The sequence below is a fragment of the Streptomyces zingiberis genome (assembly GCF_012034935.1).
In the GTDB taxonomy this organism is placed as follows: Bacteria; Actinomycetota; Actinomycetes; order Streptomycetales; family Streptomycetaceae; genus Streptomyces; species Streptomyces zingiberis.
Genome location: NZ_JAATEN010000006.1, coordinates 320,419 through 343,305, shown reverse-complemented (window position 1 = coordinate 343,305; position 22,887 = coordinate 320,419). Strand labels below are relative to the sequence as shown.

The 22,887-nt window shown below is 71.7% G+C and carries 19 protein-coding genes; 15 read left to right on the top strand and 4 right to left on the bottom strand.

Translation table 11 applies throughout. The features are described from left to right. The 7 genes from HCK00_RS10885 to HCK00_RS10855 all read left to right on the top strand — a co-directional run. The coding region (locus HCK00_RS10885; RefSeq protein WP_375781946.1) for an ABC transporter family substrate-binding protein at positions 1-1,823 on the top strand (1,823 nt) is incomplete at its 5' end. A 251-nt stretch (positions 1,824-2,074) separates the two neighbouring features. Further along, entirely contained in the window at positions 2,075-3,940 is a 1,866-nt protein-coding gene (gene typA, locus HCK00_RS10880; protein WP_168101605.1) for a translational GTPase TypA, read from the top strand. Between the two features lie 767 nt (positions 3,941-4,707). After that, positions 4,708-6,327: a peptide ABC transporter substrate-binding protein gene (locus HCK00_RS10875; protein ID WP_168101604.1), complete on the top strand. Its 1,620-nt coding sequence runs from the start codon at positions 4,708-4,710 to the stop codon at positions 6,325-6,327. Between the two features lie 138 nt (positions 6,328-6,465). After that, the gene (locus HCK00_RS10870) at positions 6,466-7,395 is read left to right on the top strand and encodes an ABC transporter permease (protein ID WP_168101603.1); all 930 of its coding nucleotides are present in this window, start codon (positions 6,466-6,468) and stop codon (positions 7,393-7,395) included. After that, complete coding sequence (locus tag HCK00_RS10865) at positions 7,388-8,353, top strand: ABC transporter permease (protein ID WP_168101602.1); 966 nt, start codon at positions 7,388-7,390, stop codon at positions 8,351-8,353. The genes HCK00_RS10870 and HCK00_RS10865 overlap by 8 nt, the downstream gene beginning before the upstream one ends. Before the next feature lie 11 nt (positions 8,354-8,364). Beyond that, positions 8,365-9,420: an ABC transporter ATP-binding protein gene (locus HCK00_RS10860; protein WP_168101601.1), complete on the top strand. Its 1,056-nt coding sequence runs from the start codon at positions 8,365-8,367 to the stop codon at positions 9,418-9,420. Beyond that, complete coding sequence (locus HCK00_RS10855) at positions 9,413-10,594, top strand: ABC transporter ATP-binding protein (protein ID WP_240965445.1); 1,182 nt, start codon at positions 9,413-9,415, stop codon at positions 10,592-10,594. The genes HCK00_RS10860 and HCK00_RS10855 overlap by 8 nt, the downstream gene beginning before the upstream one ends. Before the next feature lie 169 nt (positions 10,595-10,763). Here the strand turns inward: HCK00_RS10855 and HCK00_RS10850 are convergent, their stop codons facing one another. Continuing rightward, positions 10,764-11,204: an ATP-binding protein gene (locus HCK00_RS10850; protein ID WP_168101600.1), complete on the bottom strand. Its 441-nt coding sequence runs from the start codon at positions 11,202-11,204 to the stop codon at positions 10,764-10,766. A gap of 163 nt (positions 11,205-11,367) precedes the next feature. On the opposite strand from HCK00_RS10850, the gene HCK00_RS10845 reads away from it, so the two are divergent. The 8 genes from HCK00_RS10845 to HCK00_RS10810 all read left to right on the top strand — a co-directional run bounded on the left by HCK00_RS10845 (position 11,368) and on the right by HCK00_RS10810 (position 19,302). Continuing rightward, complete coding sequence (locus tag HCK00_RS10845; protein WP_311765251.1) at positions 11,368-12,279, top strand: helix-turn-helix domain-containing protein; 912 nt, start codon at positions 11,368-11,370, stop codon at positions 12,277-12,279. Beyond that, a complete protein-coding gene (locus HCK00_RS28445; RefSeq protein ID WP_168101598.1) occupies positions 12,276-12,632 on the top strand; it encodes a DUF397 domain-containing protein in 357 nt (118 codons plus the stop codon). The genes HCK00_RS10845 and HCK00_RS28445 overlap by 4 nt, the downstream gene beginning before the upstream one ends. Before the next feature lie 97 nt (positions 12,633-12,729). Beyond that, positions 12,730-13,149, top strand: a complete 420-nt coding sequence (locus tag HCK00_RS10835) for a YunG family protein (RefSeq protein WP_168101597.1) — start codon at positions 12,730-12,732, stop codon at positions 13,147-13,149. Positions 13,150-13,325: 176 nt separating this feature from the next. Next, positions 13,326-14,960: a peptide ABC transporter substrate-binding protein gene (locus tag HCK00_RS10830; protein WP_168101596.1), complete on the top strand. Its 1,635-nt coding sequence runs from the start codon at positions 13,326-13,328 to the stop codon at positions 14,958-14,960. Positions 14,961-15,067: 107 nt separating this feature from the next. Beyond that, positions 15,068-15,991, top strand: a complete 924-nt coding sequence (locus HCK00_RS10825) for an ABC transporter permease (protein WP_168101595.1) — start codon at positions 15,068-15,070, stop codon at positions 15,989-15,991. Continuing rightward, on the top strand, positions 15,984-17,078 hold the full coding sequence (locus HCK00_RS10820) for an ABC transporter permease (RefSeq protein ID WP_240965444.1): 1,095 nt from the start codon (positions 15,984-15,986) through the stop codon (positions 17,076-17,078). The genes HCK00_RS10825 and HCK00_RS10820 overlap by 8 nt, the downstream gene beginning before the upstream one ends. Before the next feature lie 9 nt (positions 17,079-17,087). Beyond that, on the top strand, positions 17,088-18,161 hold the full coding sequence (locus HCK00_RS10815; protein WP_168101594.1) for an ABC transporter ATP-binding protein: 1,074 nt from the start codon (positions 17,088-17,090) through the stop codon (positions 18,159-18,161). Further along, the gene (locus tag HCK00_RS10810) at positions 18,145-19,302 is read left to right on the top strand and encodes an ABC transporter ATP-binding protein (protein WP_168101593.1); all 1,158 of its coding nucleotides are present in this window, start codon (positions 18,145-18,147) and stop codon (positions 19,300-19,302) included. Before HCK00_RS10815 ends, HCK00_RS10810 begins: the two co-directional genes overlap by 17 nt. A gap of 81 nt (positions 19,303-19,383) precedes the next feature. Here HCK00_RS10810 and HCK00_RS10805 read toward each other — a convergent pair whose 3' ends face one another. The 3 genes from HCK00_RS10805 to HCK00_RS10795 are packed head-to-tail and all read right to left on the bottom strand — an operon-like array spanning position 19,384 to position 22,856. Then, positions 19,384-20,670 (bottom strand): ABC transporter ATP-binding protein, encoded by a 1,287-nt coding sequence (locus HCK00_RS10805; RefSeq protein WP_240965443.1) that lies wholly within the window; start codon positions 20,668-20,670, stop codon positions 19,384-19,386. Next, entirely contained in the window at positions 20,667-21,818 is a 1,152-nt protein-coding gene (locus tag HCK00_RS10800) for an ABC transporter ATP-binding protein (protein ID WP_375781945.1), read from the bottom strand. The genes HCK00_RS10805 and HCK00_RS10800 overlap by 4 nt, the downstream gene beginning before the upstream one ends. A gap of 60 nt (positions 21,819-21,878) precedes the next feature. Then, complete coding sequence (locus HCK00_RS10795; protein ID WP_168101592.1) at positions 21,879-22,856, bottom strand: ABC transporter permease; 978 nt, start codon at positions 22,854-22,856, stop codon at positions 21,879-21,881. Positions 22,857-22,887 lie beyond the last annotated feature (31 nt).

The following is a 22,887-nucleotide window of genomic DNA, read 5'->3' as shown; positions in this document are numbered from 1 at the left end:
GCCGGGGAGCGGCGCTGCTGCTGGCCGCCGTGGTGCTGGCCGGCGGCGCGGGGCTGGCCGGCTGCGGCGGTGACGACAAGAGCGCCGCGGCCACCGCGCCACCGGACATCGCCGCCACCGACCGGGGGAAGGTCCGCGACGGCGGCACCCTCCGCTGGGCCGTCGACTCCCCGCCCGCGACGCTCAACGCGTTCCACGCCGACTCCGACGCCACCACCGACCGCGTCGCCGGGGCCGCCCTGCCGGCGCTGTTCACCCTGGACCCCGCGGGCCGCCCCCGGCGGAACCCGGACTATCTGCGCTCGGCGGAGGTGGTGCGGCGGGAGCCCGCACAGGTGGTGGTCTACCGGCTGAACCCCCGGGCGCGGTGGACGGACGGCCGCCCGCTCGGCCTCGCCGACTTCCGCGCCCAGTGGGAGGCGCTCAGCGGCCGGGACCGCGCCTACTGGACCGCGCGGAACGCCGGCTACGACCGCATCGAACGGGTCGAGCAGGGGCGGAACGACTCCGAGATCCAGGTCGTCTTCGCCCAGCCCTATGCCGACTGGCGCGCCCTGTTCACCCCGCTCTACCCGAAGTCCGCGACGGCCGGCGCCGACGCCTTCAACGAGGACACCCGTACCGCGCTGCGCGCCACCGCCGGCCCCTACGCCCCGGGCGGCCGCGACAAGCGGAAGGGCACCGTCACCCTCGTCCGCAACCCCCGCTGGTGGGGCGAGCGGCCGAAGCTGGACCGGATCGTGCTGACGCCGGTGTCCCGCGAGCGGCGCCCCGCGGCCCTCGCGGACGGCCGTCTGGACGTGGCGGAGATCGGCCCGCCCGAGGTGGAGTCGGTCCGGGTGGCCGCCGGCCGCGGGGACGGCCGCGCGGCCGCGTTCCGCCGGATCGAGCTCCGCAGATCCCTGGCGCCCGGCTACACCCAGCTCGCGCTCAACGGCGGACGGGGCCCGCTCGCCGACGACCAGGTGCGCCGCGCCGTGGCCCGGGCCGTCGACCGCACCGCGCTCGCCGAGGCCGTGCTGAAGCCGCTGGAACTGCCGGCCCGGCCGCCCGGCAGCCACCTCCAGCTGGCGGGCCAGCCCGGCTACCGGGACAACAGCGGGGCGCTCGGCCGCCAGGACGCCGGGACGGCGCGGGCGATGCTCGCCGAGGCGGGCTGGCGGCCCGGCGCCCCGGGGCCCGGGAGCGCCGGGTCCTCGGAGACGGAGGTGGACGCGGCGCCCGGCGAGCGCGAGGACGGAGCGGGCCGCACCGGCGGGACCCACCGGGCGCTGCCCGGTGACGCCCAGGTCCTCCGCAAGGACGGCCGGCCCCTGACCCTGGACTTCGTCCTGCCGAAGGGGCACGGCGCCGAGCCGCTGCGCACCGTCGCCGACCGGATCGCGCAGATGCTGGCCGCGGTCGGGGTCCGCACCCGGATCGAGGAGGTGGAGGGGAAGACGTTCTTCCGCGACCACGTGGCCTCCGGCGACTACGACCTCGCCCTCTACTCCTGGCCGGCCACCGCCTTCCCCGCCACCGACGCCCGCCCGATCTTCGCCAAGCCGCGTCCCGCGCCGGACGGCTCGCTCACCGTCGAGCAGAACTACACGGGCGTCGGCACCGACCGCATCGACCAGCTCTTCGCCCAGGCGGCGGGGGAGCTGGACGAGGCCGCGGCCCAGGAGCTGATGAGCCGGGCGGACGCGCGGATCTGGGCGGCGGCCGGCGCGCTCCCGCTGTACCAGCGGCCCGAGGTGGTGGCCGCCCGCCCCCAGGTGGTCAACGCGGGCGCGTTCGGTTTCGCCACGCCCCGCTGGCAGGACATGGGCTTCCGCCGCTGATCGTCCCGGGGGCGGCGCGGGCTCCGGTGGCACCGCCGGGAGGTGCCACCGGGAGGGCCGCCGGGAGGTGCCGGAGCCACCGGGGAGGCCGCCCGCGCCCCGCCGGAGGGGCCCCGCGATCCGGCCGGACGGCCGGGAGGCCCGCGGCGGCCCGTACGATGGAGTGAGGCCGAGGCGTGATCCAGCCCGGCGGGCGGCCGTACCGGACCGTACGCGCCGCCATCCACGAGCCCGGGAGTAGCCCCGCAGTTATGCCCACGCGCCACGACATCCGTAACGTCGCCATCGTCGCCCACGTCGACCACGGCAAGACGACCCTCGTCGACGCCATGCTCAAGCAGGCCGGCTCCTTCGCCGCCCACCAGCAGCTCGACGAGCGCATGATGGACTCCAACGACCTGGAGCGCGAGAAGGGCATCACCATTCTCGCGAAGAACACCGCCGTCCGGTACCACCCGTCCGACGGCGGCGACCCGGTCACCATCAACATCATCGACACCCCCGGCCACGCCGACTTCGGCGGTGAGGTCGAGCGCGGCCTGTCGATGGTGGACGCGGTGGTCCTGCTGGTGGACGCCTCCGAGGGCCCGCTGCCGCAGACCCGCTTCGTCCTCCGCAAGGCGCTCCAGGCCAAGCTGCCGGTGATCCTCTGCATCAACAAGACGGACCGGCCGGACGCCCGGATCGCCGCCGTCGTCGACGAGACCTACGACCTCTTCCTCGACCTGGACGCCACCGAGGACCAGATCGAGTTCCCGATCGTCTACGCCTGTGCCCGCGACGGCGTCGCCTCGCTGACCCAGCCGGCGGACGGCTCCGTCCCCGCCGACAGCGAGAACCTGGAGCCGTTCTTCACCACGCTGCTGGAGACCGTCCCGGCCCCCGAGTACGACGCGGCCGCCCCGCTCCAGGCCCATGTCACCAACCTCGACGCCGACAACTTCCTCGGCCGGATCGCGCTGCTCCGCGTCGCCCAGGGCGAGCTGAAGAAGGGGCAGACCGTCGCGTGGATCAAGCGCGACGGCACGGTGGCGAACGTCCGCATCACCGAGCTGATGATGACCGAGGCGCTGACCCGCAAGCCGGCCGAGAAGGCGGGACCGGGCGACATCTGCGCGGTCGCGGGCATCCCGGAGATCATGATCGGCGAGACGCTGGCCGACCCCGAGGACCCGATCGCCCTGCCGCTGATCACGGTGGACGAGCCGGCCATCTCCATGACCATCGGGACCAACACCTCCCCGCTGGTCGGCAAGGGCGGCAAGGGCCACAAGGTCACCGCCCGGCTGGTGAAGGACCGGCTGGAGCGTGAGCTGATCGGCAACGTCAGCCTGCGCGTGCTGCCCACCGAGCGGCCGGACGCCTGGGAGGTGCAGGGCCGTGGCGAGCTGGCGCTGGCCATCCTGGTGGAGACCATGCGCCGGGAGGGGTTCGAGCTGACCGTCGGCAAGCCCGAGGTGGTCACCAAGGAGATCGACGGCAAGCTCCACGAGCCGGTGGAGCGCATGACCATCGACTCCCCGGAGGAGCACCTGGGCGCCATCACCCAGCTGATGGCCTCCCGCAAGGGCCGCATGGAGACCATGACCAACCACGGGTCCGGCTGGATCCGGATGGAGTGGATCGTCCCCAGCCGTGGCCTGATCGGGTTCCGCACCGAGTTCCTGACCCAGACCCGCGGCACGGGCATCGCCCACTCGATCTTCGAGAGCCACGAGCCCTGGTTCGGTGACCTGCGCACCCGGAACAACGGCTCGCTGGTGGCCGACCGGGCCGGCGTGGTGACGGCCTTCGCGATGACCAACCTCCAGGAGCGCGGCGTCCTCTTCGTCTCGCCCGGCACCGAGGTCTACGAGGGCATGATCGTCGGGGAGAACTCCCGCTCCGACGACATGGACGTCAACATCACCAAGGAGAAGAAGCTCACCAACATGCGCTCCTCCACGGCCGATGTGACCGAGTCGCTGGTGCCGCCGCGGCTGCTGTCGCTGGAGCAGTCGCTGGAGTTCTGCCGGGACGACGAGTGCATCGAGGTGACCCCGGAGACCGTGCGGATCCGCAAGGTCTCGCTCGACCAGAAGGAGCGCGCCCGGGCGGCGTCCCGCGCCAAGCGGTGACCTCGCGCGGCCGGCCGCCCGGCTGATCTGGGCGGCGGTGTGGTGCCCGGGGCCGGCCCCGGGCAGGCCCCGGCCCGGCTTCTGTCCGGCCCGGGGGCCCGGGGGCCCGGGGGCCCGGCCGGTCCGGCGCCCCGGGGGCCGGCTCCCGCCGGGTGGTACGGCCGTGAGCCGCTGATCCCGTGCTCCGGGCCCCGGGCCCCGCGCCCCTCGGCCGCCGGCCGGGGCGCGGCGGTCCGCGCGCCGGGGGCGTGACCCCGTCCGCCCCCGGCCCGGCCCCGGGCCGCGTCCGCCCCGGCGGGTTCACCCCGTCGCGGCTGCGCGCCGTCCGGCGGGCGTGCGGGTCCGGTTTCCGGCGCGTTACGGACGGGTATGCCCCGGCCCGGCGGAGGGGGCCGCGCGGCCCGGCGGCCGCCCTGGCGCCCGCCTCCGCTGTCAATCTGGTTTTGCCCGAAAGACGTCCGACTATCGGTCCCGGGCCTCCGGAAGACGAGTTAACAGTCCGTTTCGTGCCTGTCTGTATGGGCTTGGTTTGCCCGGATTTCGGCCGTCAGGCCGGGTTGATGTGACCAAACCGAGATCCCTGACGTGTGGTTTCTCGGGACCCGGGTGACCGATAGTGGGGTCCATCGAGCTCGGGTCAACGGGTCACGCGCTGTGGGGAGTGCGCCGACTCACGAGCACAGGTGCCGACCGCGGCTGTCAGGGGTGTCAGCCTGCGACCGGCGCCTTCCATGTACTGACGTTGGAACTCTTGAGGAGGCACACCCATGCGCGGTGCCAGAAGTGCCAAGTTCGCGGCGGGCGCCATAACCGTCGTGATGGCCGTGACGGCGTGCGGTGGCGGCGACAGCGGCGACGAGGGCGGCAAGTCGAAGAACGGCAAGCCCGAGGGCTACGTCTCGATCGAGGTCGGCGAGCCGCAGAACGCGCCGATCCCGTCCGACACCAACGAGAGCAACGGCTCGTACCTCGTCAAGGCGCTCTTCTCCCAGCTCCTCGAGTTCGACGACAAGGGCGAGAAGGTCTACCTGAACGCGGAGTCCGTCGAGACCGAGGACTCCAAGACCTGGACCGTGAAGCTGAAGGACGGCTGGACCTTCCACGACGGGACCAAGGTCACCGCCCAGTCCTACGTGGACACCTGGAACTGGGCCGCGCACATCAAGAACAACCAGAAGAACAGCTTCTGGTTCTCCGACATCAAGGGCTACTCGGAGGTCCACCCGGACAAGGGTGACGCCAAGGCCGACACGATGTCCGGCCTGAAGGTCGTCGACGACACCACCTTCACCATCGAGCTCGAGGGCCCGGTCCCGTACTTCGAGTACAAGCTCGGTTACACCACCTGGGCCCCGCTCCCGAAGTCGGCCATGGACGACCCGAAGGCCTTCGCCAAGAAGCCCATCGGCAACGGTCCGTACAAGTTCGAGAAGTGGACCCACAACAAGCTCTTCCAGGTCGCCGCGAACGCCGACTACAAGGGCGAGGACAAGGCCGCCAACAAGGGCATCCAGTTCAAGAACTACTCGACGCCCGAGGCCGCCTACCAGGAGCTGATCTCCGGCAACGTCGACGTGGTCCGCCAGATCGCGTCCAAGGACCTGCCGAAGTACAAGAGCGACCTGGGCGACCGGGCGATCGAGCAGCCCTACGCCGCGGTGCAGAGCATCGTCCCGGCGTACTACAGCAAGCCCTTCAAGGACGTCGACCCCAAGGTCGTCCAGGGCATCTCCATGGCGATCGACCGCGAGACCATCGCCAAGACCGTCATGAACGGCACCCGCGAGCCGGCCACCAGCTTCACCCCGCCCGGCGTCATGGGCAACCAGAAGCTGGACCTCCCGGCGCTGAAGTTCGACCCGGCCGAGGCCAAGAAGCTGGTCAAGGAGGGCGGCGGCGTCCCCGGCAACAAGATCTGGATCCAGTTCAACGCGGACGGCGGCCACAAGGAGTGGGTGACCGCGGTCTGCGAGAACATCCGCCAGAACACCGGGATCGACTGCGTGCCGGACTCCAAGCCGGACTTCCAGACCGACCTGGACCTGCGTGACGCCGACAAGGTCAAGGGCATGTACCGCGGTGGCTGGGTGGCGGACTACCCGCTGAACGTCAACTTCATGCGGGAGCTGTACCACACCAAGGCTGAGGCCAACAGCGGCCGCTTCTCCGACAAGGAGATCGACGGCCTGATGGAGAAGGGCGACCGCGCCGAGACCCTGGAGGAGTCGGTCAAGCTCTACCAGGAGGCCGAGCAGAAGATGGCGGAGAAGATGCCGTCCATCCCGATCTTCAACTACAAGATCAACGCCGGCTACGGCAAGGGCGTCGACAACGTCAAGGTCGACTGGCACGGCGACATCGTGATCGACCAGGTCACCGCCAAGTAACCCGTACGCGGCCCGTGCCGCATCCGGCCTGACCCCCGGCCGCCCGCCGTGATCCGGCGGGCGGCGGGGAAGGTACCCCGGGGGCCGTTCCCGTAGTGGAGCGGCCCCCTGGGGCCGTCCGTTCCTATTGGAGGCAACATGGGGCGCTATGTCGCGCGGCGACTGCTCCAGGCGATACCCGTCTTCCTCGGGTCGACTCTGCTGATCTTCTTGATGATGTACAGCCTGCCCGGCGACCCCGTGCGGGCGCTGTGGGGCGACCAGTCGGTCGACCCGGCGCAGATCGCGGCGCTGAAGAAGGATCTCGGGCTCGACCTGCCGCTCTGGCAGCAGTACCTGAACTACGTCGGCGGGCTGTTCCAGGGAGACTTCGGTACGCAGATCGCCACCCAGCGACCGGTCGCCGATGTCATCGCCGAGGCGCTGCCGGTGACCATCCGGCTGACCCTGTTCGCCTTCACCTTCACCGTGATCGTCGGCATCTCCCTCGGCATCCTGGCCGGCCTGAAAGCCGACCGGCTGCTCGACCGGGGCATGCTGATCTTCACCCTGCTGCTGATCTCCGTGCCGTCCTTCGTCCTCGGCTACACCGCCCAGTTCTGGTTCGCCTTCCAGTGGGGCCTGCTGACCCCCACCGTGCAGGACTCCGAGGCGTTCGGGGACCTGATGATGCCGGCGATCGTGCTCGGCTCGCTCTCCCTGGCGTATGTGGTCCGGCTGACGCGCACCTCCGTGGCGGAGAACCTGCGCTCGGACTACATCCGCACCGCCATCGCCAAGGGGCTGCCGCGCCGCCGGGTCATCGGGGTGCACCTGATGCGCAACTCCATGATCCCCGTGGTCACCTTCCTCGGCACCGACCTCGGCGCGATGCTCGGCGGAGCGGTCATCACGGAGGGCATCTTCAACGTGCAGGGTGTCGGTAACCTCGTCTACGAGGCGCTGATCCGCCGCGAGGGATCCACCGTGGTGGGCATCGTGACCCTGCTCGTCATCCTCTACCTGTCGATCAGCCTGATCGTCGATCTTCTCTACGCCGTCCTGGACCCGAGGATCCGCTATGTCTGACGTCTCCCAAGCCACCATCCCGGCCCCGGCGACCCCGGCGGACGGGGGAAAGAGTGCCGGCCTCGCCGGCACCGGCGACGGCGGCCCGGTCGGCAAGCCGCGGAGCCTGTGGTCCGACGCCTGGTACGACCTGCGCCGGAACCCGCTCTTCGTGATCTCGGCGGTGCTGATCCTCGTCCTGCTGGTCATGGCCGTCTTCCCGCAGTGGTTCACCAGCGCCTCGCCGCGCACCGGCGACCTGGCCAACCACTTCCTCCAGCAGCCGCAGTACGGGCACTTCTTCTCCCCCGAGTGGCTGGGCTACGACGCCCAGGGCCGGTCCATCTACGCGCGGCTCGTCTACGGTGCCCGGGCGTCGGTGACGGTCGGTGTCGCGGTCACGCTGATGGTCACCCTCGCCGGCGGCCTCATCGGCATGCTGGCCGGCTACTTCGGCGGCTGGATCGACAGCATCCTCTCCCGGATCCTCGACGTCTTCGCCGGTCTGCCGTTCCTCCTCGGCTCGATGGTCGTCCTCAACGTCTTCGACGTCCGCACCGTCTGGATCGTCGCCCTGGCGCTGGCCTTCCTGGGCTGGACCCAGATCGCCCGTGTCACCCGCGGCTCGGTGATCACCACCAAGCAGGCGGACTACGTGCAGGCCGCCAAGGCGCTCGGCGCCGGCACCGGCCGCATCCTGCTGCGGCACGTGCTGCCCAACGCCGTGGCCCCGGTGATCGTCGTGGCCACCATCGCGCTCGGCGGCTACATCGCGGCCGAGGCGAGCCTGTCCTTCCTGGGCATCGGCATCTCGCCGCCCACCGTCTCCTGGGGCATGGACGTCTCCGACGGCAAGGACCAGCTGCGCAACGCGCCGTTCGTCCTGATCACCCCCGCGGTGATGGTCTCGGTGACGGTGCTGGCGTTCATCATGCTCGGCGATGCGGTCCGCAACGCCCTCGACCCCAAGCTGCGCTGAGGGAGGCGTACGTGACCACCATCGACAAGCCCGCGGCCGGCCCCCGGCCGTCCGGCGGAGCCGACGGCTCCCCCCTGCTCGAAGTCCGTGACCTGCACGTGGAGTTCCACACCCGGGACGGCGTCGCCAAGGCCGTCAACGGCGTGAACTACGCGGTCTCCGCCGGTGAGACGCTGGCCGTGCTCGGCGAGTCCGGCTCCGGCAAGTCCGTGACCGCGCAGGCCGTCATGGGCATCCTCGACATGCCGCCCGGCCGCATCCCGAAGGGCGAGATCCTCTTCCGCGGGCAGGACCTGCTGAAGATGTCCGGCGAGGAGCGGCGGAAGATCCGTGGCGCCCGGATGGCGATGATCTTCCAGGACGCGCTCTCCTCGCTCAACCCGGTCTTCACCGTCGGCTACCAGCTCGGCGAGATGTACCGCGTCCACCAGGGCCTCTCCCGCAAGGCCGCCAAGGCCAAGGCCGTGGAGCTGATGGACCGGGTGCGGATCCCGGCGGCGAAGCAGCGGGTGAACGACTATCCGCACCAGTTCTCCGGCGGGATGCGCCAGCGCATCATGATCGCCATGGCGCTGGCGCTGGAGCCGGACCTGATCATCGCGGACGAGCCCACCACCGCCCTGGACGTCACCGTCCAGGCCCAGGTGATGGACCTCCTCGCCGATCTCCAGCGCGAGTACAACATGGGCCTCATCCTGATCACCCATGACCTCGGGGTGGTCGCGGACGTCGCCGACAAGATCGCGGTGATGTACGCGGGCCGGATCGTGGAGACCGCCCCGGTGCACGAGCTGTACAAGCGGCCCGCGCACCCGTACACCCGCGGCCTGCTCGACTCGATCCCGCGCCTGGACCAGAAGGGCCAGGAGCTCTACGCGATCAAGGGCCTGCCGCCGAACCTGACGCGCATCCCCAGCGGCTGCGCCTTCAACCCGCGCTGCCCCAAGGCCCGCGACGTCTGCCGTACCGACATCCCGCCGCTGCTCCAGGTGACCGAGCGGGACGGCACGCAGCTCGACGGCCGCCGCAGCGCGTGCCACTTCTGGGAGGAGACGATCCATGGCTGAGCTCGGCAAGAAGGACGAGGCCACGGGCGCCCCCACGGTCGGTTCCGGGTCCGCCGCCGAGGCGGACCGGACCGCCGCCCACACGGCCGCGGCCGGAGAGGCGGACGAGACCGCCGAGGTCGTGGCGGCCATCGAGGCCCCCGTCGAGCGCGGTGAGCCGATCCTCCAGGTGCGCAATCTGGTCAAGCACTTCCCGCTGACCCAGGGCATCCTCTTCAAGAGGCAGATCGGCGCCGTCAAGGCCGTCGACGGCATCTCCTTCGACCTGCACCAGGGCGAGACCCTCGGCATCGTGGGGGAGTCCGGCTGCGGCAAGTCGACCGTGGCGAAGCTGCTGATGACCCTCGAACGCGCCACCGCGGGCGAGGTCTTCTACAAGGGCCAGGACATCACCCGGCTGTCGGGGCGGGCGCTGAAGGCGGTCCGCCGCAACATCCAGATGGTCTTCCAGGACCCCTACACCTCGCTCAACCCGCGGATGACCGTCGGTGACATCATCGGCGAGCCGTTCGAGATCCACCCCGAGGTGGCGCCCAAGGGCGACCGGCGCCGGCGGGTGCGGGAGCTGCTGGACGTCGTCGGGCTCAACCCGGAGTACATCAACCGCTACCCGCACCAGTTCTCCGGCGGTCAGCGGCAGCGCATCGGCATCGCGCGCGGTCTCGCCCTCAACCCCGAGGTCATCATCTGCGACGAGCCGGTCTCGGCGCTGGACGTCTCCGTCCAGGCGCAGGTGATCAACCTGATGGAGAAGCTCCAGGACGAGTTCAACCTCTCCTACATCTTCATCGCGCACGACCTCTCCATCGTCCGGCACATCTCGGACCGGGTCGGGGTCATGTACCTGGGCAAGATGGCCGAGATCGGCACCGACGAGCAGATCTACGACCACCCCACCCACCCGTACACCCAGGCGCTGCTCTCCGCCGTACCGGTGCCGGACCCGTCGATGCGCGAGGGCCGCGAGCGGATCCTGCTCACCGGTGACGTCCCGTCCCCGGCGAACCCGCCCTCGGGCTGCCGCTTCCGCACCCGCTGCTGGAAGGCGCAGGACAAGTGCGCGGAGGAGGTGCCGCTGCTCGCCGTCCCGGAGCGCTTCCAGGGCTCGGACGGCCCGGCGGCACACGAGTCGGCCTGCCACTTCGCGGAGGAGAAGGACGTGGTGCATGCGTGAGGTGCCCATGCGTGGGGTGATCCGCGCCTGAGGCTCCATGCCTTGAGGCTGCCCCTGCGTGAGGCGGTGCACGTCCGACCCGGCCTGAAGCGTTCGGCCCCGGCCCCGGTCCCCCGGGGACCGGGGCCGAACGCGTTCCCGGCGCTCCCCGGGCGCGGAGCGTCGTCCCTCACGCCTTGAGGCCGAACCACACGACCTTGCCGGTGATCTCCGGCCTCGCGCCCCAGGGCCCGTGTGTCCCGTACGCGCCCCACTCGTCGGCGAAGCACCGCAGGAGCGCCAGCCCGCGACCGCTCTCGGACTCATCGCCAACGGGGGCGGTGTGAGGAGGGGGAACGGTACGCAGCGCCTCCGGCAGTTCCGGGCTCGGGTCCCACACGGAGACGCGGAGGCGGTCCGGGGCCCAGTCGAAGGAGATGAAGGCATCCCCGCCGGCGTGCCGGTAGGCGTTGGTGGTCAGTTCACTGACGAGCAGCTCGGCCGGGTCCACAAAGCAGTCCAGCCGGGCGGCCCGGAGGGCGGCCCGCAGTGTGGCGCGGACGACACCGGCGGCTCTGGGGTCGTGCGGGACGAACAGGCCGTAGGACCAGGGCTCTTGAGGGGTGTGCATGGCGGCGACCTCCGGTCGCGAGTGCGGACGGTGCGTGACTGGCGCCACACCCAACGTAGAGACTGTGGGGTTAGGTATTCAACGCTCGCCACGAAAGAGTGAACGCCGATGGACCGCCCCGGAGCCGGTGCACAAGACTGTGCCGCGTCATCGAGGAGGACGCGTGGCGCTGAGGCTCAACCCCACCTACCGGCAACGCCGTTTCGGCGAGGAGGTGCGCCGTCTACGTGAGCGGGCCGGTCTGAGCTCGACCGACGCCGCCGGCCTGCTGGGCATCAAACAACCGCACCTCAGCAACATCGAGGCCGGGAAGACGGGTCTGACGGAGGAACGGCTCCACCTCCTGGCGGACCGCGCCGGGGTCAAGGATTCGCCCTTGGTGGAGGCGCTCATCGGCATGGGGCGGTCGACCGGCAAAGGCTGGTGGACCGACTATCGCAAGGTGCTGGGCGCCTCCCACCTCGACCTGGCCGAACTGGAGGCGGGGGCATCCGGTCTGCACAACTACGAACTCCTTCTTGTCCCGGGGCTGCTTCAGACCGAGGCCTACGCGCGTGCGGTCCACGAGAGCGGCTATGTGCCGAGCGAGCCCCGAGGCCGCGCTCATGCGGTCGAGTTCAGGATCAACCGACAGAGCGTGCTCACCGGTGGACGTGGACCGGAATATCACGCGATCATCCATGAGGCAGCGCTCCGCGTTCTCTACGGTGGTGAGGCCGTGATGCGCGATCAGTTGCTCCGGCTGATCGAGATGTCACGCCTGCCGAATGTGACCATCCAGGTGTTTCCACTGGAGGCCGAGGGGAGGGTGGCGCTGAGCAGCCATGCCTTCCTCTGGGCCCGGTCCGCCGTGCCCGAACTCGACACGGTTCTGACCGATCAGCTCGGTGGCTCGCGTTTCATCGACATCCAGGAGATGACCGCCGAATACCGCGACTCTTTCGAGCAGTTGAGGAAGCTTGCCCTGCCGCCGATCGATGCTGATGCTGTACCCGAAGGACGCAGGGAGAAAGATTCGCTCGGGCTTGTCCAGCATCTTCTCTATCCACTCCTCCAGAAGAGAGGCCGCGCATGACCCCCCTCCGGTGGCAGAAGTCCACCTTCAGTTCCGGTGAGGCCGCCAATTGCGTAGAGGTCGCCTCCGATCGCGAGGGAATCCCCCTCCTCCGGGAGAGCGACGATCCGGGCACCGTTCTGTCCACCACGCCCGCATCGTTCCGTGGCCTGCTGGCCGGGATCAAGGCCGGCGAGTTCGACGGAATACCGGGCACGGACGGGGACGGGCCGGCCCCGAGAGAGGCGAAACTCGGCGCGGGGCTCGCCGCGGCGGACGAGGTGGTCTCGCAGCTCCCGCCGCCCACCGCGGCGGAGCGCGCCTGGGTGGACGGGTTCATGGCGGACGGGCGGAGTCCGGCGACGGACCACTGAGAGCAGGGCCCGGCGGACGCCCGCCACGGAGCCCATGGCTTCCCCGCGCGGAGGATCTCGCGGCTGGTTGTCAGTGCCCGCTGGGAGGATCTCCCGCATGACGACGCTGCTGCTCACCGACCTCGAACGTGCCGTCCGCGACAGCTGGGGCGCAGAGACCTGCACGCCCGAGTACCGCTCACGCTGGACCCCGGAGAATCCCGCCCGGGACCAGTGCGGGGTGACGGCCATGGTGCTCAACGACCTGCTGGGTGGTGAGCTGATCCGGGGGGAGGTCCACGTGAACGGGGAGCGCGTGGACTACCACTGGTGGAACCGCCTGGGTGCGGGCGTGGAGATCGATCTCACCCGGGAACAGTTCGGGCCGGAGGAGACCGTGGTCGGCGGGGTCGTCGTGGCCCGGCCTCCCGTCGCGGAGTGGCGCAGGCTCCGTGAGGAGTACGCACTGCTCCGCGAGCGGGTCCTGACGAAACTCGGCCCGGGGCGCCCGGCCGTCCCGTCGTCCGTGGTCGGGTAGACCCCCGCGGACAGGACGGTCGAGCCGGCCGGGCTGACGCCCTCCGCCGGCGGCCCGGGTGGGGGCGGGGCCACGCTAACGGCCGATGCCGGGGTGCGGGGGTGGGTGGGCTGGGGTCGGATGGGACTGGCGTCCCTTCTCCGGGCGCCGCCCGTTCCCGACCGAGGAGGCAGCCAATGCGCGGAGCCGCGTACGCCCGGTGGGCCGTCTGCGTGACCGTCGTCGCGCTGGCGGCGACCGCCTGCGGCGGGAGCACCGGATCCAGTGGCGGCGGTGGCGGAGGCGGGGGAGGTGTCCTCAGCTCGTCCTGGGGCGATCCGCAGAATCCGCTGGAGCCGGCCAACACCAACGAGGTGCAGGGCGGCAAGGTCCTCGACATGATCTTCCGCGGTCTCAAGCGGTACGACCCGGACACCGGGCAGGCCAAGGACATGGTCGCGGAGAGCGTCAGCACGAACGACTCGCAGCACTTCACCGTGAAGATCAAGAAGGGGTGGAAGTTCAGCAACGGCGAGAAGATCACCGCCGCGTCGTTCGTGGACGCCTGGAACTACGGGGCCAACCTCGACAACGCCCAGAAGAACGCGTACTTCTTCGAGTACATCGAGGGCTATGACGCCGTCCACCCGGAGCAGGGCAAGCCGACCGCCAAGACCCTCTCCGGGCTGAAGGTGAAGGACGACCGGACGTTCACCGTCACCCTCCGCCAGAAGTTCTCCACCTGGCCCGACACCCTCGGCTACAACGCCTTCGCCCCGCTCCCCCGGGCGTTCTACGACGACCACGCCGCCTGGGTGAAGAAGCCGGTCGGCAACGGCCCCTACCGGGTGGAGTCCTACGACAAGGGCTCGGTGATGAAGCTGCGGAAGTGGAGCGGCTACCAGGGGCCCGACCGGGCCAAGAACGACGGCGTGGACCTCAAGGTCTACACCGACAACAACGCCGCCTACACCGATCTGCTCTCCGGCAACCTCGACCTCGTCGACGACATCCCGGCCTCCCAGCTCAAGAACGTCAAGACGGACCTCGGCAAGCGCTACATCAACCAGCCGGCCGGCATCATCCAGACCCTGGCCTTCCCCTTCTACGACCCGCAGTGGGGCCAGGGGAAGGAGGACCTGCGGAAGGGCATCTCCCGGGCGATCGACCGCGAGCAGATCACCAAGCAGATCTTCGCCTCCACCCGCACCCCCGCCACCGACTGGACCTCGCCGGTGCTCGGCAAGGACGGCGGCTACAAGAAGGACATCTGCGGGGACGCCTGCGTCTACGACCCGAAGGCCGCGAAGAAGCTGATCGAGGGGGCGGGCGGGCTCCCCGGCGGGAAGATCCAGCTCACCTCCAACGTGGACACCGGATCGCACCGCCAGTGGCTGGACGCCGTGTGCAACAGCATCAACAACGCGCTCGGCAAGCGGAAGGCGTGCACGGTCAATCCGGTGGGCACCTTCGCCGACTACCGCAACAAGATCGCCGACCAGTCGATGCCGGGGCCCTTCCGGGCCGGCTGGCAGATGGACTACCCGCTGATCCAGAACTTCCTCCAGCCGCTCTACTACACGAACGCCTCCTCCAACGACGGCAAGTGGTCCAACCGGACCTTCGACGACCTGGTCGACAAGGCCAACGCCGAGAACGACACCAAGAAGGCCGTCACCACCTTCCAGGACGCCGAGAAGGTGCTCGCCGAGCAGATGCCCGCGATCCCGCTCTGGTACCAGAACGGCACCGCCGGGTACGCCAGCCGTCTGTCCGACGTGAAGCTCAACCCGTTCAGCGTCCCCGTCTACGACCAGATCACGGTGGGCTGACGGGCCCGTAGAGACGACCGGCGGCGCGGCCGGGGCCCCGCGGACGAGGCCCCGGCTCCGCCCCACCGGCGGACCACCGACACCGGACCACGACCACCGGAGCCCTGATGGGACGCTATGTGATCCGGCGGCTGCTCCAGATGATCCCGGTGTTCATCGGCAGCACGTTCCTGATCTTCGTCATGGTGTACGCGCTCGGCGACCCCGTCGCGGCGCTCTTCGGCGACCGCGCGCCCGACCCGGCCACCGCCGCCCGCATCCGCCGCGAGCTCTACCTCGACCAGCCGCTGTGGAAGCAGTACGGGCACTACATGGCGCAGATCTTCCAGGGCGACTTCGGGACCGCGTTCAACGGCCAGCCGGTGCTGGAGCTGATGGCCGCGGCCTTCCCCGTCACCCTGCGGCTGACGCTGATCGCCATCGCGTTCGAACTGCTCGCCGGGATCGCGCTCGGGGTGGCCGGCGGGCTGCGGCGCGGCCGGGCGGTGGACACCGGGCTGCTCGTCCTCACCCTGATCGTCATCTCCGTCCCCACCTTCGTCACCGGCTATCTCCTCCAGTTCCTCTTCGGCGTGAAGTGGGGCCTGGTCCGCCCGTCGGTCTCCACCGACGCCACCTTCCAGGAACTGCTGCTGCCCGGGCTGGTGCTGGCCCTGGTCTCCCTCGCCTACGTCACCCGGCTGACCCGGACCTCCGTGGCGGAGAACGTCCGCGGCGACTACGTCCGCACCGCGATCGCCAAGGGGCTGCCCCGCCGCCGGGTCGTCGTCCGCCATCTGCTGCGCAACTCGCTGATCCCCGTGGTCACCTTCATCGGCACCGACATCGGCGCCCTGATGGGCGGGGCCATCGTCACCGAGCGGATCTTCAACATCCACGGCGTCGGCTTCCAGCTCTACCAGGGCATCCTGCGGAACAACGCGCCCACGGTCGTCGGGTTCGTGACCGTACTGGTGATCGTCTTCCTGCTGGCGAACCTCGCCGTGGACCTGCTCTACGCCGTGCTCGACCCGAGGATCCGCTATGCCTGACGGCCCCGGACCCCAGCAGCCCGAGTCCCCGCCGCCGGAGCCGCGGGACCCCGCATCGCAGCGCCCCGAACCGCAGCGCCCCGGACCCCAGCGCCCCGGGTCCCAGCCGCCCGGAGCCCAGCCGCCGGACCCGCGGCGGCCCGTCGCCCCCACCGCCGGCGGCGCCGCCGCCGACCTCGCCATGGACGAGGGGGCCGCGCTGGAGCTCCCCTACGGCGGGACCCCCGGCGGCCCCGTGGGCCGGCCGCGCAGCCTGTGGTCCGACGCCTGGCGGGAGCTGCGCCGCAACCCCGTCTTCCTCGTCTCCGCGCTGCTGATCCTCTTCCTGGTGGTCATCTCCCTCTGGCCGCAGCTCATCGTCTCCACCGACCCGCTCGCCTGCGATCTGGGCAAGTCCCAGCAGGGCAGCGAACCCGGCCACCCGTTCGGCTACGACACCCAGGGCTGCGACGTCTACGCCCGCACCGTGTACGGCGCCCGCGCCTCCGTCACCGTGGGCATCTGCGCCACCCTCGGGGTGGCGCTGCTCGGCGGGATCGCGGGCGGGCTGGCGGGTTTCTTCGGCGGCTGGGCCGACGCGGTGCTCTCCCGGACCGCGGACGTCTTCTTCGGCATCCCGGTGGTCCTCGGCGGGCTGGTCTTCCTCTCCGTGGTGACGGGCACGACGGTGTGGCCGGTGGTCGGCTTCATCGTGCTGCTGGGCTGGCCGCAGATCGCGCGCATCGCCCGGGGCGCCGTGCTCACCGCCAAGGAGGCCGACTACGTCCAGGCCGCCCGGGCGCTCGGCGCCGGCAACACCCGGCTGCTGCTGCGCCATGTGGCGCCCAACGCGGTCGCCCCCGTGATCGTCGTCGCCACCATCGCGCTCGGCACCTACATCGCGCTGGAGGCCACCTTGTCCTTCCTCGGCGTCGGGCTGCGCCCGCCGACCGTCTCCTGGGGCATCGACATCTCCAACGCGGCCCCGCAGATCCGCAACGCCCCGCACATGCTGCTCTGGCCGGCCGGCGCGCTGAGCCTCACCGTGCTGGCGTTCATCATGCTCGGCGACGCCGTGCGCGACGCCCTCGACCCCCGACTGCGCTGAGGAGCCGCCATGCCCGCGACCGGGACCAGGGACGGGGAACGGCCCGCGCCGGAGCGGGACGGCCCGTCCGGCGCGCGGCTGCTGGACGTCCGCGACCTGCACGTGGAGTTCCGCACCCGGGACGGCACGGTCAGCGCCGTGAACGGGGTGTCGTACCACGTGGACGCGGGGGAGACGCTGGCCGTGCTGGGCGAGTCCGGCTCCGGCAAGTCCGTGACCGCGCAGGCCGTCATGGGCATCCTCGACTCCCCGCCCGGCCGGATCACCGGCGGGGAGATCCGCTTCCGTGGCCGCGACCTGCTGAGGGCCTCCCGCGAGGAGCGGCGGAGGATCCGCGGCGCCCGGATGGCGATGATCTTCCAGGACGCGCTCTCCTCGCTCAACCCCGTGCTCACCGTCGGCGACCAGCTCGGGGAGATGTTCCAGGTGCACCGCGGCGCCTCCCGGCGGGCCGCCAAGGCCAAGGCCGTGGAGCTGATGGACCGGGTGCGGATCCCGGCGGCGAAGCAGCGGGTGAACGACTATCCGCACCAGTTCTCCGGCGGGATGCGCCAGCGCATCATGATCGCCATGGCGCTGGCGCTGGAGCCGGACCTGATCATCGCGGACGAGCCCACCACCGCCCTGGACGTCACCGTCCAGGCCCAGGTGATGGACCTCCTCGCCGATCTGCGGCAGGAGTACGCCATGGGGCTGGTGCTGATCACCCATGACCTCGGCGTCGTCGCGGACGTCGCCGACCGGATCGCGGTGATGTACGCCGGGCGGATCATGGAGACCGCCCCGGTGGACCAGCTCTACCGGCGCCCCGCGCACCCGTACACCCGCGGCCTGCTGGACTCCGTGCCCCGGCTCGACCGCAAGGGGCGGGGGCTGCGCGCCGTCCGCGGGCTCCCGCCCGACCTGCGGCGCGTCCCGCCCGGCTGTGAGTTCCACCCCCGCTGCCCGCGGGCGCGCGAGGTGTGCGTCCGCCGCCGTCCGCCGCTGTACGAGGTCACCGGGGAGGACGGGACGCCGCTGCCCGGCCGCGCCAGCGCCTGCCACTTCTGGAAGGACGAGCTCGCCGATGCACCAGCCCGTTGACGCGGAGCCACCGCCCGAGCCCGAGCCGCCCCCCAGGCCGGGGCGGCCCGAACCGCTGCTGGAGGTGCGCGGCCTGCAGAAGCTCTACCCGCTGACCCGCGGCGTCGTCCTCCGCCGCCGGACCGGCGCCGTGCGGGCCGTGGACACCGTCTCCTTCGGCCTGGGACGCGGGGAGACCCTCGGCGTCGTCGGGGAGTCGGGGTGCGGCAAGTCCACCGTGGCGAAGCTGCTGGTCCATCTGGAGCGGCCGACCGCCGGCACCGTGCGCTACCGGGGGGAGGACATCACCCGGCTGTCGGGGCGGGCGCTGAAGGCGGTCCGCCGCAACATCCAGATGGTCTTCCAGGACCCCTACACCTCGCTCAACCCGCGGATGACCGTCGGTGACATCATCGGCGAGCCCTTCGAGATCCACCCGGGCGCCGCGCCCCGCGGCGACCGCCGCCGCCGGGTGCGGGAGCTGCTGGACGTCGTCGGGCTCAACCCCGAGTACATCAACCGCTACCCCCACCAGTTCTCCGGCGGCCAGCGGCAGCGCATCGGCATCGCCCGCGCCCTGGCCCTCAACCCCGAGGTGATCGTCGCCGACGAGCCCGTCTCCGCGCTGGACGTCTCCGTGCAGGCGCAGGTGATCAACCTGATGGAGCGGCTGCGGGACGAGTTCGGCCTCGCCTACGTCTTCATCGCCCACGACCTGTCCGTGGTGCGGCACATCTCCGACCGGGTCGCCGTGATGTACCTGGGCCGCTTCGTGGAGACCGGCACCGACGAGGAGATCTACGAGCACCCCACCCACCCCTACACCCAGGCGCTGCTCTCCGCCGTCCCCGTCCCGGACCCGGGCGCGCGGGAGCGGCGCGAGCGCATCCTGCTCGCCGGGGACGTGCCCTCGCCGGCCGACCCGCCGTCCGGCTGCCGCTTCCGCACCCGCTGCTGGAAGGCGGAGGCGGTATGCGCGGAGAAGGTGCCGGAACTGGCCGTGCCGGTGGCGTTCCGCGGGCGGGACCGGCCGGTCGCCCACCCCTCCGCCTGCCACTTCGCGGAGACCCTGCCGCTGGACCGGCCCGCGCCCCGGCACGTCCGGCAGGCGCCCGCGACCGGGCCGTCGGGTCCGGGCGGGCCGGGGCCGGACGGGGGATGAGCGGCCCCGGCGGGCGCGGGAACTCCCGCGCGGCGGCGCGGGGGTGACGGGCGATCCGCCGGCGGCCGGGCGGACGCGGGGTCAGCGCGCCGTGTCCTGGCTCCCCTCGGCCGCGGCCAGCGCCGGATCGAGCACCACGTCCTCGGCGCGGGCCGTGACCGACGGCTCCTCCGGGAAGTGGCAGGCCGTCAGATGACCCTCCCGGCTGCCCGCGGCCCGGACCAGCGGCGGAACCTCCGCCGCGCACTTCTCCCGCGCCTTCCAGCAGCGGGTGCGGAACCGGCAGCCCGAGGGCGGGTCCACCGGGGAGGGCACATCGCCCGCGAGCCGGATGCGCTCCTTGCGCGGACGCCCCTCCGGCCCCTCCCGCCCCGCCGCCACGCCGGTGGCCGCCTCCGGGACGGCGGAGAGCAGGGCGTGGGTGTACGGGTGGCGGGGCCCGGTGTAGACGGAGTCGCGGTCGCCCACCTCCACGATCCGCCCCAGGTACATCACGGCCACCCGCTGCGAGACATGGCGGACGACGGCCAGATCGTGCGCGATGAAGAGGAAGGCGATCCCCAGATCCCGCTGGAGCCGCCGCAACAGGTTGACCACCTGCGCCTGGATCGAGACGTCCAGCGCGGAGACCGGCTCGTCCGCCACGATCAGCCGGGGCTCCAGGGCGAGGGCGCGGGCGATGCCGATGCGCTGCCGCTGCCCGCCGGAGAACTCGTGCGGGAAGCGGTTGTAGTGCTCGGGGTTGAGGCCGACCGTCTCCAGCAGCTCCCGCACCCGGCGCTCCCGGCCGCCGGGCGGCTCGATCCCGGCCACCTCCAGGGGGGAGCGGACGATGGTGCCGACGGTCTGCCGCGGGTTCAGGGACGCGTAGGGGTCCTGGAAGACCATCTGGATCTCGGGGCGGACCGGGGTCAGTTCCTTGCGGCTCGCGTGGGTGATGTCGCGGCCCCGGTAGCGGATGCGGCCCGCGGTGGGTTCCAGCAGCCGGGCCAGCAGCCGCCCCGTCGTCGACTTGCCGCAACCGGACTCGCCCACCAGGCCGAAGGTCTCACCGGCCCGTACCGTCAGATCGACCCCGTCCACCGCCCGTACCGCGCCGACCTGGCGGCGGAAGGGGAAGCCGCCCAGCACCGGGAAGTGCTTGACCAGGCCCTCGGCGGTGATCAGCGGCTCCCCGGCGCGGGGCGGCACGGCGCCTTCCGCGCTGCCCGCCGTGCGGGAGGCCGTGCCGGACGACGGGCCCGCCGTGCCGGACCCCGCGCGCGGGCCCGGGCCGGTCGGCGCGCCGGGGGCCGGGGGCGGCGCCGGGTCCGGTGCCGGGCCCCGGCCGGCGCCCTCCGCCGGCCTCGGGTCGCGTTCGTGTGTCATCGGTCGCCCTCCTTCCGGAGCAGGTCCGCCCCGCCGTCCGCCGGAACCGGGACGGACGCGGAGCCGGTGGCGCCGGCCCGGCCGGCCTCCGCGGACCACCCCGCGCGCTGCTGATCAGCGGTCAGGTGACAGGCGGCGCCCCGCCCTTCCGGCAGCTCCGGCCGCTCGGCCGAGCACCGCCCGGGCCCGCCCGCCACCCGGGGCGGGAAGGCACAGCGCGGGTGGAACGGGCAGCCGGGCGGCGGGGCGAGCAGGCTGGGCGGGGTGCCGGGGATGGGCCGCAGCGGTTCGTCCGGGTCGGAGTCCAGGTCCGGCGTGGACCGGAGCAGCCCCCAGGTGTACGGGTGGCGGGGCGCGCCCAGCACCTCGGCGGCGGAGCCGCGCTCCACGGCCCGCCCCGCGTACATCACCAGGATGTTGTCCGCGGCGCCCGCCACCACCCCGAGGTCGTGGGTGATCAGCACGATCGCCGTCCCGGACTCCTGCTGGAGTTCGCCCAGCAGATCGAGGATCTGGGCCTGGACGGTGACGTCCAGCGCGGTGGTGGGCTCGTCCGCGATCAGCAGGCCGGGGTCGCAGACCAGCGCCATGGCGATCATCGCCCGCTGCCGCATCCCGCCGGAGAACTGGTGCGGGTAGTCGCCGGCCCGCAGCCGGGGCCGGGGGATGCCGACCTTGGCCAGCATCTCCACCGCCCGTTCCCGTGCCGCGCGCTTCGAGGCCCCCGTGTGCTTGCGGTACGGCTCGGCGATCTGCCGGCCGATGGTGTGGTAGGGGGAGAGGGCGGTGAGCGGGTCCTGGAAGATCATCGACATGGTGTTGCCGCGGAGCCGTTCCAGGTCCCGCTCCCGGGCGCCCGTCACCTCCCGCCCGCCCAGCCGGATCCGGCCGGAGACGGTGGTGGTGCGCGGGTCGTGCAGCCCCAGGATCGCGAGGCTGGTGACGGACTTGCCGGAGCCCGACTCGCCGACGATGCCGAGGGTCCTGCCGCGTTCCAGGGTGAAGGAGAGCCCGTCCACGGCCCGGACGGGGCCGTCCTCGGTGGTGAAGCGCACGCGCAGATCGGTGACGGAGAGGAAGGGCCCGTCGCCCGGGGCGGCGGGGGCGGGCCCGGCCGCCTCCCGGCCCGGGGTGGTGGGGATGGTCACGAGGTCTCCGGTGGTCCGGCGGTGATCGGATGGTCCGGTACGGGATGGGGGTGGTGGGGGCTAGGCGAGGCGCACGCGCGGGTCGATCAGCGCGTAGACGGCGTCGACGACGATGTTGCAGAGGATGATCGCCGTCGCGGCGAAGAGCATCACGCCCATGAGCATGGGCAGGTTGGTGTTGGTGACGGACTCCACGGCGAGCCGGCCGAGCCCGGGCAGGGTGAAGGTGAACTCGGTGATCATGGCTCCGCCGAAGAGCGAGCCGAGGTCCACGCCGAAGATGGTGACGATCGGGATGAGGGAGCCCCGCCAGGCGTGGCGGAAGAAGACCGTGCGGCGCGCCATCCCCTTGGCCCGCGCGGTGCGCACGTGGTCCTCCTGGAGCTGCTCGATCATCGTGGAGCGCGCCATCCGGGTGTAGTTGGCGGTGAAGATGATCGACAGCACGCACCAGGGCAGGAGCAGTCCCGCGAACCAGCCCGCCGGATCCTCGGTCAGCTCCACGTAGCGGGGCTGGGAGAGCCAGCCGAGCTGGTAGACGAAGAGCGCGATCGCCAGCGGCCCGACGAAGTAGATCTGCATCGAGCTGAGCACCAGCGACCCGGAGCTGAGCACCTTGTCGACGACGGTGCCGCGGCGGGCGGCGGCGAGCATCCCGGTGGCCAGCCCGACGGTGAGGAAGACCGCGGCGCCACCGACCGCGAGCGAGACGGTCGTGGGGAAGCGGTCCAGGATCGTCTCCCAGACGGGTGTGTTGTCCACGAAGGAGTACCCCAGGCAGGGCGCCGGGCAGGGGCCCACCGCGTAGTCGCGGCCGAGAAGGATCCCCGTCATGTACTCCCAGTACTGCGCCGGCACCGGCTGGTCGATGCCCATGTTGCGGCGGACCACCTCCAGCGCCTCCGGCGTGCAGTTCTTGCCGCAGGCCAGCAGGGCGGGGTCACGCGGGATGCTGTAGAAGAGGAAGAAGGTCAGAGCGCTGATGATCAGCAGGATGACGAGGGCGCCGAGCGACCGGCGGACCAGGAATCGCAGCATGGCGTGGACGGCTTTCCGTCGGGGCGGAAGA

Coding starts and splice junctions, on each gene's coding strand:
- HCK00_RS10810 (WP_168101593.1), top strand. CDS start 18,145: ATGCACCAGCCCGTTGACGCGGAGCCACCGCCCGAGCCCGAGCCGCCC.
- HCK00_RS10855 (WP_240965445.1), top strand. CDS start 9,413: ATGGCTGAGCTCGGCAAGAAGGACGAGGCCACGGGCGCCCCCACGGTC.
- HCK00_RS10830 (WP_168101596.1), top strand. CDS start 13,326: ATGCGCGGAGCCGCGTACGCCCGGTGGGCCGTCTGCGTGACCGTCGTC.
- HCK00_RS10825 (WP_168101595.1), top strand. CDS start 15,068: ATGGGACGCTATGTGATCCGGCGGCTGCTCCAGATGATCCCGGTGTTC.
- HCK00_RS10795 (WP_168101592.1), bottom strand. CDS start 22,856: ATGCTGCGATTCCTGGTCCGCCGGTCGCTCGGCGCCCTCGTCATCCTG.
- HCK00_RS10835 (WP_168101597.1), top strand. CDS start 12,730: ATGACGACGCTGCTGCTCACCGACCTCGAACGTGCCGTCCGCGACAGC.
- HCK00_RS10815 (WP_168101594.1), top strand. CDS start 17,088: ATGCCCGCGACCGGGACCAGGGACGGGGAACGGCCCGCGCCGGAGCGG.
- HCK00_RS10865 (WP_168101602.1), top strand. CDS start 7,388: ATGTCTGACGTCTCCCAAGCCACCATCCCGGCCCCGGCGACCCCGGCG.
- HCK00_RS10870 (WP_168101603.1), top strand. CDS start 6,466: ATGGGGCGCTATGTCGCGCGGCGACTGCTCCAGGCGATACCCGTCTTC.
- HCK00_RS10805 (WP_240965443.1), bottom strand. CDS start 20,670: ATGACACACGAACGCGACCCGAGGCCGGCGGAGGGCGCCGGCCGGGGC.
- typA (WP_168101605.1), top strand. CDS start 2,075: ATGCCCACGCGCCACGACATCCGTAACGTCGCCATCGTCGCCCACGTC.
- HCK00_RS10850 (WP_168101600.1), bottom strand. CDS start 11,204: ATGCACACCCCTCAAGAGCCCTGGTCCTACGGCCTGTTCGTCCCGCAC.
- HCK00_RS28445 (WP_168101598.1), top strand. CDS start 12,276: ATGACCCCCCTCCGGTGGCAGAAGTCCACCTTCAGTTCCGGTGAGGCC.
- HCK00_RS10875 (WP_168101604.1), top strand. CDS start 4,708: ATGCGCGGTGCCAGAAGTGCCAAGTTCGCGGCGGGCGCCATAACCGTC.
- HCK00_RS10820 (WP_240965444.1), top strand. CDS start 15,984: ATGCCTGACGGCCCCGGACCCCAGCAGCCCGAGTCCCCGCCGCCGGAG.